This is a genomic window from Streptomyces sp. NPDC048484 (assembly GCF_040651415.1).
GTDB lineage: Bacteria > Actinomycetota > Actinomycetes > Streptomycetales > Streptomycetaceae > Streptomyces.
In genome coordinates this window covers 174,867-190,735 of sequence record NZ_JBEZJY010000012.1, presented here as the reverse complement: position 1 = coordinate 190,735, position 15,869 = coordinate 174,867, and the positions used below count along the sequence as shown (strand labels likewise).

The 15,869-nt window shown below is 69.8% G+C and carries 15 protein-coding genes and 1 tRNA gene; 5 read left to right on the top strand and 11 right to left on the bottom strand.

The genetic code is table 11. The annotated features are described in order from the left end of the window. Window positions 1–74 precede the first annotated feature (74 nt). The 4 genes from AB0D14_RS14830 to AB0D14_RS14815 are packed head-to-tail and all read right to left on the bottom strand — an operon-like array spanning window position 75 to window position 3,662. Window positions 75–1,283 (bottom strand): ABC transporter permease, encoded by a 1,209-nt coding sequence (locus tag AB0D14_RS14830; RefSeq protein ID WP_362778515.1) that lies wholly within the window; start codon window positions 1,281–1,283, stop codon window positions 75–77. After that, the gene (locus AB0D14_RS14825) at window positions 1,280–2,083 is read right to left on the bottom strand and encodes an ABC transporter ATP-binding protein (protein ID WP_362778513.1); all 804 of its coding nucleotides are present in this window, start codon (window positions 2,081–2,083) and stop codon (window positions 1,280–1,282) included. Before AB0D14_RS14825 ends, AB0D14_RS14830 begins: the two co-directional genes overlap by 4 nt. Next, entirely contained in the window at window positions 2,080–3,144 is a 1,065-nt protein-coding gene (locus tag AB0D14_RS14820) for a peptidoglycan-binding protein (protein ID WP_362778511.1), read from the bottom strand. Before AB0D14_RS14820 ends, AB0D14_RS14825 begins: the two co-directional genes overlap by 4 nt. After that, complete coding sequence (locus AB0D14_RS14815; protein ID WP_362778509.1) at window positions 3,141–3,662, bottom strand: hypothetical protein; 522 nt, start codon at window positions 3,660–3,662, stop codon at window positions 3,141–3,143. Before AB0D14_RS14815 ends, AB0D14_RS14820 begins: the two co-directional genes overlap by 4 nt. 176 nt (window positions 3,663–3,838) lie before the next feature. Here AB0D14_RS14815 and AB0D14_RS14810 point away from each other — a divergent pair, with 176 nt between their 5' ends. After that, window positions 3,839–4,579 carry a response regulator transcription factor gene (locus tag AB0D14_RS14810; protein ID WP_362778507.1) on the top strand — a complete coding sequence of 247 codons (741 nt, stop codon included), beginning with the start codon at window positions 3,839–3,841 and terminating at the stop codon, window positions 4,577–4,579. Further along, window positions 4,576–5,778 (top strand): ATP-binding protein, encoded by a 1,203-nt coding sequence (locus tag AB0D14_RS14805; RefSeq protein WP_362778505.1) that lies wholly within the window; start codon window positions 4,576–4,578, stop codon window positions 5,776–5,778. Before AB0D14_RS14810 ends, AB0D14_RS14805 begins: the two co-directional genes overlap by 4 nt. 246 nt (window positions 5,779–6,024) lie before the next feature. On the opposite strand, the gene AB0D14_RS14800 is transcribed toward AB0D14_RS14805, so the two are convergent. The 6 genes from AB0D14_RS14800 to AB0D14_RS14775 form a co-directional block, all read right to left on the bottom strand. Continuing rightward, window positions 6,025–6,098 (bottom strand) — tRNA-Pro (locus AB0D14_RS14800). Window positions 6,099–6,212: 114 nt separating this feature from the next. Continuing rightward, window positions 6,213–7,025, bottom strand: coding sequence for a MurR/RpiR family transcriptional regulator (locus AB0D14_RS14795; RefSeq protein ID WP_362778586.1), 813 nt, complete (start codon window positions 7,023–7,025; stop codon window positions 6,213–6,215). A 225-nt stretch (window positions 7,026–7,250) separates the two neighbouring features. Next, window positions 7,251–8,195: an ABC transporter substrate-binding protein gene (locus tag AB0D14_RS14790; RefSeq protein ID WP_362778504.1), complete on the bottom strand. Its 945-nt coding sequence runs from the start codon at window positions 8,193–8,195 to the stop codon at window positions 7,251–7,253. Between the two features lie 112 nt (window positions 8,196–8,307). After that, window positions 8,308–8,997, bottom strand: a complete 690-nt coding sequence (locus tag AB0D14_RS14785) for an ABC transporter permease (protein ID WP_362778502.1) — start codon at window positions 8,995–8,997, stop codon at window positions 8,308–8,310. Then, window positions 8,994–9,659 (bottom strand): ABC transporter permease subunit, encoded by a 666-nt coding sequence (locus AB0D14_RS14780; RefSeq protein WP_362778500.1) that lies wholly within the window; start codon window positions 9,657–9,659, stop codon window positions 8,994–8,996. Before AB0D14_RS14780 ends, AB0D14_RS14785 begins: the two co-directional genes overlap by 4 nt. Next, window positions 9,656–10,957, bottom strand: coding sequence for an ATP-binding cassette domain-containing protein (locus AB0D14_RS14775; RefSeq protein ID WP_362778499.1), 1,302 nt, complete (start codon window positions 10,955–10,957; stop codon window positions 9,656–9,658). The genes AB0D14_RS14780 and AB0D14_RS14775 overlap by 4 nt, the downstream gene beginning before the upstream one ends. A gap of 119 nt (window positions 10,958–11,076) precedes the next feature. On the opposite strand from AB0D14_RS14775, the gene AB0D14_RS14770 reads away from it, so the two are divergent. The 3 genes from AB0D14_RS14770 to AB0D14_RS14760 are packed head-to-tail and all read left to right on the top strand — an operon-like array spanning window position 11,077 to window position 14,736. Then, entirely contained in the window at window positions 11,077–12,087 is a 1,011-nt protein-coding gene (locus AB0D14_RS14770) for an ornithine cyclodeaminase family protein (RefSeq protein WP_362778497.1), read from the top strand. Next, window positions 12,084–13,787, top strand: a complete 1,704-nt coding sequence (locus tag AB0D14_RS14765; RefSeq protein WP_362778495.1) for an aromatic amino acid ammonia-lyase — start codon at window positions 12,084–12,086, stop codon at window positions 13,785–13,787. Before AB0D14_RS14770 ends, AB0D14_RS14765 begins: the two co-directional genes overlap by 4 nt. Before the next feature lie 43 nt (window positions 13,788–13,830). After that, the gene (locus AB0D14_RS14760) at window positions 13,831–14,736 is read left to right on the top strand and encodes an amidohydrolase (RefSeq protein WP_362778492.1); all 906 of its coding nucleotides are present in this window, start codon (window positions 13,831–13,833) and stop codon (window positions 14,734–14,736) included. Between the two features lie 48 nt (window positions 14,737–14,784). Here AB0D14_RS14760 and AB0D14_RS14755 read toward each other — a convergent pair whose 3' ends face one another. Beyond that, window positions 14,785–15,702: a YceI family protein gene (locus AB0D14_RS14755; RefSeq protein ID WP_362778491.1), complete on the bottom strand. Its 918-nt coding sequence runs from the start codon at window positions 15,700–15,702 to the stop codon at window positions 14,785–14,787. Window positions 15,703–15,869 lie beyond the last annotated feature (167 nt).

The window sequence follows — 15,869 nt, the reverse complement described above, 5'->3', positions numbered from 1 at the left end:
TGGTGTGAGCTGACCGATTCGATGGACACCGGGAACGTCCACAACGCGATCAGTAGCGGCACCTTCGCCGCGCCTCAGGCCGCGTGGAGCGCGAGGGTGGGCGAGAGACGGGAGGCACGAACGGCCGGGTACAGACCCGCGATGCTGCCGATGACGAGGGTGGCGGCGAAGCCTCCGCCGACCGCCCACAGGGGAACGACCCAGGGAATGTGACTGCTGAGGGCGTACACCCAGGTGACCGCCGCGCCGAGCAGAGCCCCGACGATGCCTCCGAGTCCGGACAGCAGAAGGGACTCGGTGACGAACTGGCCCCGGATCTGTCCCCGGGTGGCGCCGATGGCACGGCGCAGACCGATCTCGTAACGACGTTCGAGCACCGAGATGATCATGGTGTTGGCGACGCCGACTCCCCCGACGAGGAGAGCGACCGCACCGAGCCCGAGAAGCAGTCCGTTGAAGGCGCCTTCGGTGGCGGCTTTGGCCTGCAGCCCGGCCGAGGGGTCACTGACGCTGACGTTGTGCGGGGTCTCGGGGTCGACCGCGCGGGGGATCAGCGCATGGACCCGGTCGACCTTCGCGTCGGTGGAGCGTTCGTAGATTTTGGTGGGGCGGCCGTCGAAGTCGAGTATTCGCTCGGCGGCCTCCCAGCCAAGGAGGGCCGAGCGGGCTATCTCGGGCGCGAGGGGCAGTTCGTCCAGGATGCCGATGACGGTGGCGTACTGACCGTCGATGTAGACCTGCTGGCCGGCGGTGGTGACGCCCAGCCGCTGGGCGGCGACGTCACCGAGGACGACCGAGGGGTACTTGCCGGTCGCCGCGTTGAGCCAGGTGCCGGCACGCAGGGAGCCGCGCAGGGCGGTGAGCAGGTCTTCGGAGGCGGCCTGTACGGCGATGCCGCCGGTGACGATGTCGGGGATCTTCTCCGAACGCCGCACCGAGTGCGCGAGGACGCCGGTGGCACCGACGTGCTCCACTCCGTCGATCCGCGCGACACGGCCGTGGGCGTCGGTGGCGAGCGGGGTGCTCTTCCCGGTGGCCAGGTCCGTACCGGGGGACACGACGAGCATATTGGTGCCCAACTTGTCGAGTTCGTTGAGGAGTTGCTGTTTGCTGGAGGCGGAGATCCCGACGACGGCGACCATGGTGGCGATCCCCAGGGCGATCCCCAGCGCGGAGAGGATGACGCGCGTGGGGCGGCTCCGCATTCCGGCAGAGCCGGCGCGCAGGATGTCCCCCGGTGTGAGCCTCGCCGGCTTCAGGCTGGGAGGGCGGCGCTGTCTCATCGCAGCTCCCTCAGGGGAGCGGACCGCACGCCGTCGACGGGGCGGGTGTCGGTGACGACGACACCGTCTCGGATCTTGACCTGCCGCGGCAGGGCGTCGGCTATCTCGTTGTCGTGGGTGATGACCGCGATGGTCGCGCCCTCCCTGTTCAGCTCATGGATGAGTTGCATTACCGCCTCACCGGACGCCGTGTCGAGGGCGCCGGTCGGCTCATCGGCGAGGAGCAGATCGGGCTCGCCGACGACGGCACGCGCGATGGCGACCCGCTGTTTCTGCCCGCCGGACAACTCGTGCGGCTTGTGGCCCATGCGGTCGCCGAGTCCGACGCGCTCCAGGGCCGCGGCGGCCCGCCGCCGGCGCTGCGCGTGCGGGAGACCGGAGTAGAGCAGACCCTCGGCGACATTGTCCTTGGCACTGATGCCAGGCACGAGGTGGAACGCCTGGAAGACGAACCCGATGTGCCTGGCGCGCAGCGCGGACAGATTCCGGTCCGACAGGGAGGCGGTGTCCCAGCCCGCGATCGACACACTCCCCGAGGTGGGTGGGTCGAGCGTGCCGATGATGTGCAGAAGGGTCGACTTTCCCGATCCCGAAGGGCCGACGATCCCGACGAGTTCGCCCGAGTCGATGGTCAGGTCGATCTGTCGGAGGGCCGCGACACCGCCCGGATAGTGCTTGGTGATGTTCGCCAGCCGCACCACCGGTGCCGGTGCGGGTGCGGGTGCGGGTGCCGGTACGGGTGCGGGTGCCGGTACGGATGCGGGTGCCGGTACGGATGCCGGCGAGTGGGGAGCGCTCATGACTTGGGCACCCCGACCTTCATGCCGTCGCGCAGACCCTTGCCCGAGATCTCCACCCGGCCTTGCGCGAACATACCGAGAGTGACCGGTGTCTGCCGCGTCCGGCCGTTCTCGACTACCTGCACACCGAACGAGCCGTCCGTCATGGCGAGCAGCGCCGAGACAGGCACGCTCAGGACGTTCTTGCGGGTCTCGCCGGTCAGTCTGACCGTGGCGGAAGACTTGTCGAGACCGGAGATCTTGGACGGGTCGTCGAAGGCGACGGTGACGCCGATCCGCGGGGTCTTGTCGTTGGGGTCGTCCCCGGTCTGCGCGGAGGCAGCGATCGAGGCCACTGTCCCGCTGGTGGACGAGCCCTCCGGGGTGTCGATCCGAACCTTGCGACCCTGCTTGACCAGCGCGGCCTGGGACACTTTGACCTGCAGCTGGACGACGCGTTCGGAACTGGTGACGGTCAGGACCGCCCCGCCGGGCGTTGCCCGGTCACCCGCGGCGGCCACGGTCTCCTGCACCCGCACAGGGCCGGTTGCGAAGGCGATGTGCTCAGGTCCCATCTCGCCGGTCTGCCTCAGGCCGTACTTCTTCTGCCAGCGTTTGACCGCGTAGACCGTGCCGTCGGTGAACTCCTTGTCCTCCACGATGCCGCCTCCCAGACCCGCCGCGATCAAGTTGGCCTTGAGCTGCCGGACATCGGTGCCCTTGTTCCCCTTCTTCAGTTTCCGGTACATCGGCTCCGTGCCGTACATGAGACGCACGTCCTTGCCGTCGACCGCGTACAGCCTCCCGCCCTGCTTGATCTTCGCGCCGTTTCCGGCCACCCAGGTGAGGGTGCCTGCGGTACCGGCGTTGATCTTCTTCTTCTTCGTGTAGCCGAGAGTCCCGTCCACACTGATGCTGCTGACCAGGTCACCTTGCTCAACGGCGGCTGTGGCCGACGGCTGAATGTCCTGCCCGTCACTCGCCTCTGCGGAATCGGACCCGGTGTATTCGGTGGCGACGACCGCTCCGCCGGCCACCAGGGTCAGTGCGGTCAGAGAGATGGCGATGGTACGAGGCTTCATGCGGCGCACTGGTCCAGGGCCTTGCCGAACTTGTCCGGGTCCGCTCCGTCGGGGATCTTGAACGCGGGTACACCGGGGCCCGCGGCCCCCTTGGGATCGGGCATCTCGAAGCCCTTGCCGCGCATGCACTCGGCGATCCTCACCTGCTGGTCCTGGTTCTGCTGCGAGGCGGAGTCGGACCCGCCCTCGCCGCCCGGTACCCCGGCACCGCACTCCTTCATCGCCTTCTGCCAGGCCTCCGATGTCACCCCGTCGGGCTGGCTCAAGGTCTGCGAAGCCGGGTCGGCGCCCGGCTTCAGGTCGGGTACGTCCATGTCCTTCTCCTCCCGCAGACAGGTCCGCAGCTTCTGCAGGCTGTCGGCGGCCTCCGCTTCCGAGCCACCGCCGGCACCACCACTGCCGCTGTCGGCGGAACTGTTGGATTCCTTCGTGTCGTCGGCGGAGCTGCAGCCGGTGGTGAGCAGGGCAAGGCCTGTCAGTCCGGCCGCCAGAAGCAGGGTGAGCCTGTTCGTTGTCACGAGACACTCCAAGGGATGTGAACCTCATTTACGCCCGTCACAGCCGACGGACGAGCAGAGAGTCACAGACAGCCCTGTTTCGTCGCTCTTACAGCTCCGCTCGGCCTCGCTCTCACCACCACGAGGGGAGATCTCCGTAACAGCGGCGAAAGGCGGTGCTCCTGTACAACCGACGCATGCGCGCACTGGTGGTGGAAGACGAAGCGTTCCTCGCGGCGATGATCGCCGAAGGACTGCGACGTGCGGCGATCACGGTCGATGTGGCACTCGACGGGGCGGCCGGCTGGCGCAAGCTCCAACTCGGCGACTACGACATCCTCGTCCTGGACCGCGATCTGCCGGGCCTGCACGGCGACGACCTCTGCCGTCGAGCCGTCGCCGCGGGACTGCTGACCAGGATCCTGATGCTGACCGCTTCCACCACGGTCCCCGACCGTGTCGCCGGCCTGGGCATGGGCGCCGACGACTACCTCACCAAGCCGTTCTCCCACGACGAACTCCTGGCCCGTGTCCTGGCGCTCGGCCGGCGCACCCAGCCGGCACTCCCTCCCGTGCTCGAACACGCCGGCATCAGGATCGACACCGCGGGACGCCAGGCCTTACGTGCCGGACAGCGACTGGCCCTGACGCGCAAGGAGTTCGCGGTCCTCGAAACGCTCATGCGCGCCGGAGGCGGTGTCGTCAGCGGGGAGGACCTCATCGAGAAGGTGTGGGACGAGAACGCCGGTTACGACCAGAACCCCGTTCGTGTCGCACTCAGCCGCTTACGCACCAAACTCGGCGGTCCACCGGTGATCGAGACCGTGCCGGGCATCGGGTACCGCATCTCCACCGAGGTCTCCTCCCCCGATACCGCGATAGCGGACGGGGCGGACGGGGCAGGCCAAGCAGACCGGACCTGGCGGCAAGCACGGTGATCGGACTCCCCCTCCCCACCTCCGAACGGGCCCGTCTGACCGCTCTGTACGGGGGACTTCTGCTGGCCGCGGGCCTGCTCCTGGTCACCGTCATCTACCTCATGACACAGAACGGCCTCGACGCCCTCATCGACGGTGCCTTCACCGACGCCCGTCCCGCAGAGAAACTGCCCGGTGCCGTGATAAGCCCCGGCAATCGGGTTCCGGCCGAACAAGGCGATCAACTGGGCGATTACCCCTCCTTGCAGACGGTGGAACTCATCACCTCCACGACCCTGCGCCGTCTGCTGACCGTTTCCGCCATCGCGTTCGGCATCTTCGTCGTCGTCTCACTGGTCATGGCATGGTGGCTGGCCGGCCGAGTCCTGCGCCCGGTCGGCATCATGGCCGCCACCGCCCGCAGGCTCTCCGGGAACACCCTTCACCAGCGCATCGCTCTCGCCGGCCCGCCTGGCGAACTGAAAAACCTCGCAGACACCTTCGACGCCATGCTCGACCGCGTTGAGCGGCTGGTCCTGGCCCAGCAGCAGTTCGCCGCGAACGCCGCACACGAACTGCGCACCCCCATGGCCATCTGGCGATCAGCGGCTGAGATCGGCCTCGCCGACCCCGATCCCGAGCACGTCGCGTGGATACGCGAGGAGCTGCTGCACGTCGCCGACAAGAGCGAGCACCTCATCGAGTCCCTGCTTCTCCTCGCCGTCGCGGACCAGGAGCTGACGCCAACGGGGGTCGAGCCGGTGCGACTTGACGAGACAGTGGCGCTGGCCGCCGCCGACAGACTGCAGGAGACCGAGCTGCGCGGTATCACCCTCACCACGGTCGGTGAGCCCGTCACCGTGGACGGTGACGGGCTCCTCCTCGCCCTGCTGGTCCGCAACCTGCTCGACAACGCGCTGCGCTACAACCACGACAACGGCACCGTCGACGTCACCGTCGCCGACCGCACTCTGACCGTCGTCAACACCGGTCCGCCCATACCCGACGCGATCGCGCCCCAACTGTTCGAACCCTTCCGCCGCCTGGGTCAACGCACGCACACCCCGAAGGAAGGAGCGGGCCTCGGTCTGTCCATCGTCGCCGCCATCGGCCGCGCTCATCACGCTCAGGTCGACGCTTCCGCCAACCCCGCAGGGGGGATGACCGTGACGGTCCGCTTCTCCCCGGCGGACCGGAGGCCCGGCCTCTCAGCCCAGTAGGTCACGCAGCCGCCAGCCGCGCGTTCTTCACCACCTGACTCGATCCGGACCACCTGACTCGATCCGGCAACACCAGCGGCCGACGGTCTCCCAGGAGCAGCCCAGCCCACCCTGCCGGCCAACGTGACAGCGCCTCATGACCTGCTACCGCCGGTCAAGGACACCACTCCCCAACTGGTCCCCAAGAACGCCAAAGGCCGGTTTCGGATATCTCCGAAACCGGCCCTGACCTGCGACTGTCTCCAGTCGGGACGACAGGATTTGAACCTGCGACCCCTTGACCCCCAGTCAAGTGCGCTACCAAGCTGCGCCACGTCCCGATCCGCCTCGCCACGGTGAACCGTGTGAAGACGCAGGTGAACCCTACCGCACGTCGACCGGAGGGACGGCGCCCGTGACGCTCGGTGCCCGGGACGACTCGGCGTCCGGTCCGTTCAGTCGACGAACAGGCCCCGCGCCGCGGCCCTCGCGTCGAACTCCTCCAGGTGCGACTGGGCGTCGGGCATGCTGTCGCACATCGCCTCCAGGAGGACCTGGCCCAGGAGCATCGGGGCGCTCACCGTGTCGAAGACCAGGCCGGTGCCCACGGCGGCCGGGAGCAGCAGGTCACTGTAGGCGGCCACCGGGGCGAACGAGCCGTCGGCGATCGTCACCACGGTCAGCCCCGCGTCCCGGGCGTGGCCGAGCGCGGCGAGCAGCTCGGCCGGATGACGCGGCAGCGCGAAGCACAGGAGCGCGCTCGCTCCCGCGCGACGGGCCCCGTCGATCCGGTCGGCGAGCAACGTGCCGCCCTCGTCCAGCAGGCGTACGTCGGGATGCACCTTCGCGGCGAAGTAGGCGAAACCGCGCGCCTGGGCGGCCGAGACACGCAGCCCGAGCACGGGCAGCGGCCGGGAGGCGGCGAGCAGCCGGCCCGCGTTCTCCACCGGCCCGGGGTCGGCCAGCAGGGACGCCAGCTGCAGCAGGTTGTTGATCTCGGCCCGTACCGCCTGCTGGTAGGGGTTGGCCGGCCGCGCGTCCACGGCCGGCCCGGCGGGTACGACATCGCGCAGATGCCTGCGCAGCGCCGGATATCCGTCGAAACCGAGGGCGACCGCGAAACGGGTCACCGACGGCTGGCTCACCCCGGCCAGCTCGGCCAGTTCCACGCTCGACAGGAACGGCGCGGCCGCCGTCTGCCGGACCAGACAGTGCGCGATACGGCGCTGGGTGGGCGTCAGCCGGCGCCCCTCGAACAGCTGGTGCAGCGGGGTGGGAGGGACGGTCCCGGAGGTCCCGGAGGTCCCGGAGGCTCCGAGAGCCGCGGGGGTCCCGTGTGGCGCGCCGTCGCCGTCGCCGACAGCGTCGCCGGCTCCTTCCGTGTCGCTCACCTTGGCCCCCCAGTCCGCCGTAAGTCCGTCACTCGTAAGTCCGTCGTACGGAATCGCCCACCCCTGCCACGTACGGTCCGTGTGTCCGGACAGCCGTGCCGGTCAGCTCGCGAGACCGGCCGACGTCAGCCACTCCTCGGCGACGTCGGAGGAGTCCTCCTTGTCGTTGCTGATCTTCTTCATCATCTCCAGCAGATCCTCGGTGGTGAGCTTGGCCGAGATGGCGTTGAGCGCCGCCTTGGCCTTGTCGTTGACCGCGGACTTGTAGACGAGGGGCGTGATGTTCTGCGAGGAGAAGAGGTTCTTCGGGTCCTCCAGGACCACCAGCTTGTCCTCGACGATGGCGGGGTCGGTCGTGTAGAGGTTGGCGGCCTGAACCTTGTTGTCCTTCAGCAGCTTCAGCAGGGTGCTCTGGGCGCCCGCGTCCAGCGGCTGGAACTTCCCGAACTCGACGCCGTAGACGGACTTCAGGCCGACTCCGCCCTGGGTGCGGGTCTTGAACTCGGAGCCGGCGCCGATGGCCAGGTCCTTCGCGACCGGCTTCAGGTCGGCCAGGGTCTTGAGCTTGTACTTCTTGGCGATCTCGGAGGTGACCGTGACGGAGTCCTTGTCCTCGGCCGCCGCGGAGTCGAGTATCTCCACCGACTTCGGGAGTTTGGCCTTCAGCTCGGTGTTGATCTCTTCCGTGCTGGTGGCGGTGCTCTTCTTGTCGACGGCCACGGACAGCAGGGCGCCGTTGTACTCGGGGAAGACGCTGATGCCACCCTTGACGACCTGGTCGTAGTAGACCTCGCGGGCCCCGATGTCGAACTTGCGGGTCACCTTCAGGCCCTTGTCCTCCAGGGCCTGGGCGTAGATCTCGGCGAGCAGCTGGTTCTCGGGGAAGTTGGCCGAGCCGACGACGATGGTCTTGCCGCTTCCCTTGTCGCCGCTGCTGCCTGTCAGCGGGTTGTCGTCGCTGTCGTCGCTGGCTCCGCAGGCGGTGGCGGTCAGGGAGAGTGCGGCGACGAGGCTGAGGGCAGCGGCGCGGTACGTGGCCTTGTTCATGGGTGTTTCCTTTCTCAGGTACTCAAGTACTCAGGTCTCGGGTGGGGCTCAGGTGCGACTCGCGCGTGTGTCGCGTGTGTCGTGTGTGTCGGGTGCGCGGGCCGCCGGTGGTTCATGACTTGGTCGCCGCGGGCCGCAGCCCCGGCGAGACGACGGCACGCCGCAGCACGGTGAAGACGGCCTGGACGATGAGCGCCAGCGCCACGACGACGGCGGAGCCGCCGATGACCAGTTCGTAGTCGTTGCGGGAGAGCCCGTCGACGATGAAGCGGCCCAGACCGCCGAGGCCGGGATACGCGGCGACGGTCGCCGTGGCCACCACCTGGATGGCGGCGACCCGCAGGCCGAGCAGGATCAGCGGGAGTGCCATCGGCACCTCGACCTTCAGCAGGACCTCCCATCCGGTCATGCCCATGCCCTTCGCAGCGTCCCGGGCGTCGGGATCGACACCTCGGACTCCCTCGAAGGTGTTGATGAGGATCGGCGGGACGGCGAGCGCCACCAGGGCGACCAGCACGGGCGTGGTACTGAGCCCGGCGAGGGTCACGACCAGTACGACCAGGCCGAAGGTGGGGATCGCGCGCGCGAGGTTCGCGACGGTGGCGACGGCGAACGCACCGCGGCCGGTGTGTCCGACCAGCAGTCCGAACGCCAGCCCGATCAGCGTCGCGAACAGCAGGGACAGGCCGCTGTAGGTCACGTGCTCCAGGAGCCGGTGCGGGATGCCGTCATCGCCGTGCCACTGCTGGGACGACGTCAGCCAGTCGCCCACGAGCCGGATCTGGTTCAGGAGATCGTTCACGCCTTCGCCCCCTTGCCGCGCGCCCATGGTGTGAGCAGCCGCTGTGCCAGGACGAGCAACGCGTCGGTGACCAGGGCCAGCAGCATGATCAGTACGGTCGCGGTGATGATCGGGGTCGGGAAGTCGAGCTGGAGGCCCCGGGTGATGTAGTAGCCGAGGCCGCCCTGTCCGATCAGCTGTCCCACCGCGACGAGGCTGATGGAGGAGACCGCGGCGACCCGTACACCGGCGACGACGACGGGCACGGCGATCGGCAGTTCGACCTGGATGACCCGTCGGACCGTACTGAATCCCATCGCGGTGGCCGCCTGCCGTACCGGATCAGGTACCGAGGCCAGTCCGTCCACGACGTTGGGAATGAGGACCGACAGCGTGTAGAGGGTCAGCGGGATCATGACCGTGCGTTCGGTCAGGCCCGTATAGCGGACGAAGATCATGAACAGGGCCAGCGACGGGATGGAGTACAGGACGTTGGCCGCGGTCAGGGTCGGCGGGTAGACCCATCGCCAACGGTGGCAGAGCATGCCCAGAGGCACCGAGATGATCAGTCCGAACAGCACCGGCAGGAGGCCCAGCCTCAGGTGGACCCCTGTGTAGTGGGCCAGCTCACCGACATGGTCGCCGATCCACACCCACCGTATGAGCGGCTCCCCGTCCCTCATCGGTCCTCACCGCCCGTGGTGTCGGCGCTGCGGGCGCCGCCCGCGTCCGGGTCAGCGTTTGCGCCGCCCGCGTCCGGGTCACCTTTCGCAAGCTGAGCCCCGGACGTCTTGGCCACCTTGCCCTCTGCGGGCGCCTCGGCCGCTTCGACCACCTCGGTCGCCTCGCCCGTCACGTCGGCGGTCGCGCCGGTCACGTCGGCGGACGCCGAGGCACCCGACGCCATCGCGGCGGACAACTCGTACGCGTCCGCGACTCCCGCGACCGCGCCCTCGGCGTCCACTCCGACCGCGAGCCGGGAGGGCGACAGGAGTGCCGCGTCCAGGGCGGCCCGCGCCGAGTCGCCGACCAGGCTGAACGTGTGGCCGAGCGGCGCGAGCGTGGCGTCCGCCAGCGTCCCGCCGTCCGGAAGCCCGGCGACGGCGGCCCAGCCGAGCGGCCGCCGGGCGGCGTCGACGACGAGCACCCAGGGCTCGTCCAGGGCGCGGGCCGCTGCGGCGGCAGCGGTCACCGGCAGTACCGGGCCCCCGCGCAACGGCAGACCGGAGGCCTGGACGAAGGAGAGCCGGCGGATGCCTCGGTCCTGCCCGACGAAGTCGGCCACGAAGTCGTCGGCGGGGTGCGCGAGCAACCGCTCCGGGGTGTCGAACTGCGCGAGCTTGCCGCCCGTCCGGAACACCGCGATGTTGTCGCCCAGCTTGATCGCCTCGTCGATGTCATGGGTGACGAACACGATCGTTTTGTGCAGCTCCTTCTGCAGCCGGAGGAACTCCGCCTGCAGTTCCCCCCGGACGATGGGGTCGACCGCGCTGAACGGCTCGTCCATGAGCAGCACGGGCGGGTCCGCGCCCAGCGCCCTGGCCACTCCGACGCGCTGCTGCTGTCCGCCGGAGAGCTGGTACGGGTAGCGCTTGGCCATCGTGGCCGGCAACCCCACCAGTTCGAGCAGCTCGGCCGCCCGCGTCCGGGCCTTCTTCTTGCCCCAGCCGAGCAGCAGCGGCACGGTCGCGACGTTGTCCAGCACCGTCCGGTGCGGGAAGAGTCCGGCGTGCTGGATCACGTAGCCGATCCCCCTGCGCAGTTCGGGAGCGGCCACCTCCCGGATGTCCTGGCCGCGCAGGCTGACCGTGCCGGCCGTCGGCTCCACCATGCGGTTGACCATGCGCAGGGTCGTGGTCTTGCCGCAGCCTGAGGGACCGACCAGGACCGTGATGCCGCCCTCGGCCAGCTCCAAGGACAGGCCGTCCACGGCTGTGGTGCCGTTGGGATAGTTTTTGCTCACCGCGTCGAATCTGATCAAAGCTGCCCCTTACCTGACTGCATATCGTCATGCAGAGTTGTTCGTGACTGAATTACAGTCAATCCCCTTTTGTAAACGGGGCGTTACGTTCGTCCGAAGAAAGCGAGAGGACGCCCGGAATGACCGCTCTTGACCCTGTTTGGTTCACGTTCCTGAACGGTTCGGACATCGAACAGCTGGAACTGAACGACACCGAGGTGCTCGACGCCGTCGAACAGGGACTGCTCGCCCAGGGCCGCGGCGAGACGGTTATCGAACCACGGGTGCATCTCACGCCCGACCCCGCCTTCAACGGCCACTTCAACGTCCTGCGCGGTTACGTCGCCCCGCTCGGCATGGCCGGAGTGAAGATCGTGGGCGACTACGTCGACAATTACAAGGCAGGTCTGCCCTCCGAGATGGCCCTGCTGAACCTCTTCGACCCGCGTACAGGGATGCCGCTGGCCGTCCTGGACGCGACCGCGATCACCGAGATGCGCACCGGCGCGCTCACCGCGCTGGGGGCACGGCATCTGGCCCGGCCCGGTGCCAAGGTGCTCGGTCACATCGGTGCCCGCGCCACCTCGTACTGGAACGTCCGCCTGCTCGACCACATCTTCGACCTCGACGAGATCCGCGTCCACTCGCGCCGTCCGGAGAGCCGCGAGGCCTTCGCGGAGCGGCTGGAGCACGACCTCGGCAAGCCCGTGATCGTCACCGACGACTGGAAGACGTGCGTCGAGGGCGCGGACATCGTCGTGGAGGCGTCCCGGCTGGAACGGCCCGAGCCGCTGCTCAAAACGGAGTGGATCGCGCCGGGCGCCCTCGTCGTACCGTACGGAACGATGAGCGCGGTCGAACTCACCCTCACCGACATCATGGACAAGATCGTCGTCGACGACTGGGGCCAGTGCCGGTCCGGGCCGTTCGGTGCGCTGCGCGCGCACGTCGAGTCGGGCCGGCTCAGCGAGTCGACCCTGCACGGTGAACTGTGCGAGATCGTCGTCGGCGACAAGCCCGGCCGGGAACGGGACGACGAGACGACCCTCTTCTGGCACCGCGGCCTCTCCCTGTCGGACATCGCTCTGGGCGCGGCCATGCTCACCAAGGCCGGGGAACGCGGACTCGGGCAGAAGCTGCGGTTCTCATGACGGGCGCCTTCCCCGCCGGCCCCGGAGCAGTCGCCGGCCCCGGAGCAGTCCTGGTCGACGGGCGCTCCCTGTCCTGCGAGGACGTCGCCGCCGTCGCACTGCACGGTGCCCGGGTCGTCCTCGCCGACGAGGTGCTCCCCCGGCTGACGCGCGACCGCGCGGTGGTCGACGACGTGGTCGACCGCCACGTGCCGACGTACGGCCTGACGACGGGACTCGGCAGCCGGTCGTCCTACGCGCTGCCCCGCGAGGAACTCGCGCGGTTCAGCGTGCGTACGGTGCGCGGCCGGGCCAACGCGGTCGGGGACCCGCTGCCGGTCCCCGTCGTACGCGCCGCCCTGATCGCCCGCGTCAACGGCCTGGCGGGCGGCGGCAGCGGAGTCAGCCCGGAAATCCTGCCGCTGCTCGTCGACATGCTCAACTCACGTGTCCATCCGCTGGTCCCCGAGGTGGGGTCGATCGGCGCCTCGGACCTGTGTCAGATGGCCCATGTCGGCCTCGTCGTCATCGGCGAGGGCCGCGCCGAACTCCTCGGCGAGGTACTCGACGGCGCGGCGGCCCTGCGGCGGGCCGGGCTGGCCCCCGCCGAACTGGGCCCGAAGGACGGGCATGTGCTGTGCAGCGCCAGTCCGCTGGCCGCCGGCCACGGCGGTCTCGTCCTCCATGAGGCGGCCACCGTCCTGACCCTGGCCCAGGCGGTCACGACGCTCACCTTCGAGGGTTTCCGGGCCAACACCAGCCCGCTGGACGCCCGGGTGCTGGGTCTGCGTCCGGCGCCCGGACAGTCCCGGGCGGCGGCGGAACTGCTCGCGCTCCTGGACGGCGGCGACCTCACGGACCCGCGGCACGCCCGGCGGGTCCAGGACCCGATCAGCCTGCGCTGCGCGGCCCAGGTGCACGGTGCGCTGCACTCCGCGCTCGACTTCGCCGGCGCGGCGCTGGATCCCGAGCTCAACGGAAGCGGCGACAACCCGGTGGTCCTGGCCGACACCGAAGGGACCACCGACGGGACCACCGACGGGACCATAAACGGGATCAGCGACGGAGTCACCGACGGGATCACCGGCGATCTCACCATCGGAGCCACCAGTGAGATCGCCGGTGAGGCATCCGGGATCTCCGGCGTCTCCGGCGAGATTTTGTCGTCCGGCAACTTCCACACCCCGGCTCTCGCTCTGGCCTTCGACACGCTCGCGCTGGCCCTGACGCAGACCGCGGCGCTGTCCGCGGAGCGCATGCGGCGGCTGCTGAACCCCGCTCTGAGCGGGCTGCCCGCCAACCTCTCCCCGCACGGCCCGGAGCACTCGGGCTTCGCACCCCTGTCCAAGACGGCACAGGCACTGGTCGCCGAGATCAGTCTGCTGTCCGCACCGGTGTGCACCGACCCCCGGCACGGCGCGGACGGTGTGGAGGACGACTCGACCAACGCGGCGCTCGGGGCGCGACGGCTGTCGACGATGCTCGTCCGGCTGCGGCAGTTGCTCGCCGTGGAGGCCGTGGCGGCCGCACAGGCGGTCGACCTGGCCGCGCCCGCCGCCCTCGGGCGTGGACCGGCCCTCCTTCACCGGGCGGTCCGCGAGCTCGTCCCGCGCCTGGACGACGACCGGCCCTGCGGTGTGGACGTGGACCGGGTGAGCGAGGATGTCCTGGGGTCCGACGAGGTACGAAGTGCCCTGCGTGCCCTGATGGACGCGACCTGACGGAACGCGATCTGACGGAACGCGACCTGACCGAAGGAAGTCCGTGACCAACGTCGACGTACACCAGCATCTGTGGACCGGCTCGTTCGTCGCGGCCCTGCGAGCGCGCGCCGAGCCGCCGTTCCTGGACAGCTGGACCCTGCACACCGCCGGTGAGCCGCCCTACGAGGTCGCTCGCGCCGATCACGACATCGCCCGGCGGGCCGAACTGGCGGCCGCCGACGGCCTCGGGCGGGCGCTGGTCTCGCTGTCCGCCCCGCTCGGCGTGGAATGGCTGCCGGCCGGGGAGGCACGGCCGCTGCTCGACGCGTACCACGAGGACGCCGCCGCACTGCCGCGGCCTTTCGGAGCCTGGGCCGCCGCCTGTGTCCGGGACATCGACGCCGACGTGACGGCCGGGTATCTCGACCGGGGTTTCGCCGGCCTCCAGCTCCCGGCGAACGCCCTGGCCGACGCGGCCGGCTACGTGCGGTGCGCCCCGCTGCTCGACCTGCTCGAAGCACGCGGCCTTCCGCTGTTCGTCCACCCGGGTCCCGCCGCCGACGCGGCCCCGCGGCCCGGCTGGTGGCCCGCGATGGTGCCGTACGTGCAGCAGATGCACGCGGCCTGGTTCGCGTTCCGGGCGTTCGGGCGGCCACGCCATCCGCGGCTGCGGGTGTGCTTCGCGCTGCTGGCCGGCCTTGCGCCGCTGCACGGCGAACGCTTCGCTGCCCGTGGCGGGGCCGAGGGCCGCAAGGAGATCGATCCGAACGCGTTCGTCGAGACCTCCTCGTACGGTCCGCGCGCGGTCGAGGCGGTCGTCCGCGTCCTCGGCACCGGCCTGGTCGTCCAGGGTTCGGACCGCCCCTACGCAGAACCTCCGCAGAGCCCCGGCTTCGGGCTGGGCGGCGCCACGGCGTACGCCTTCCGCATCGCCAATCCGCGGCGCCTGCTCACCGGCGAAGGCTGACCGGCAAGGACTGACCGCGCCAGGGAGGACGGCCGGACGGCTCCCGCGTTACTTCGGCGGGGTGGGTGTGTCGTGCGTGCGGTACATCGCCTGTACGTCCAGCTCCAGCTGGACCGTCGGGCCGACCACCGCGATGCCACGCGCCAGCATGGAACGCCAGTTCAGGGTGTAGTCCTCCCGGTGCAGTTCCGCCTTCGCCAGGGCCGCGCAGCGCAGCTCCTCGCCGTAGCCGCCGTTCACCATGCCGAGGTAGGTGGTGTCCAGGGCCACCGAGCGGCTCACCCCGTGCATCGTCAGTCCACCCTGCAGGGTCCACTTGCTGCCGCCGCGGTAGGCGAACCGCCTGCTGTGGAAGTCGATGTACGGGAAGCGCTCGACGTCCAGGAAGTCCCCGGACCGCAGGTGGTCGTCGCGCGTCCGGTTGCCCGTGGTGATGCTCGACGCGTCGATACGCACGTGGACGCGGGATTCGGCCATGTCCTGGGCGATCTGGATGCCGCCCTCGAAGCGCTCGAAGCGGCCGTGCACATGAGCCATGCCGACGTGCTTGGCGATGAACCGGATCGCCGTGTGGGGCGGGTCGAAGAGCCATGTGCCCGGCGACGGCAGTTCCAGCCTGCGGGCGGGCTGCAGCCGGATCTGCGCCCCGGGAGCGGCGGGCCCGGCCACCACGTCGACCGTCTCACGGTGGGGATGCAGGCCCTCTGCGGCGACCATCAGGCTGTACCGACCGGGCGGCAGCGCCGCGAGGAAGTAGCCGTACGGGTCGGTGGTGCCGCGGGCCGCGACACGGTGCGAGTCCAGCGCGGTGACCGTCACTTCGGCCCCGCCCATCGGCTGGTTCATGGGGTCGACGACCTCGCGGCTGACAGCGCCCGCGCCCGGCGGGAGGGGGAGCGAGACGCCCGTCGCGCCGGCACCGGAGGCTCGCTTGGGCCGCCGTCGCCGAAGCAGTGCGAGGGCCATGGTGTTCACCTTTCTTCACCTGCGTCAGAGCAACCGGCGAAACGGCACGGAGCTCATGACGATCTTGAACCAGGACATGCGAAGGCGGGTGTCTCAAAACGAGACACCCGCCTCCGGGGCGACGGCACCACCGCCCTGGTCATCGCGGCCCGACGGTCACACCGTGA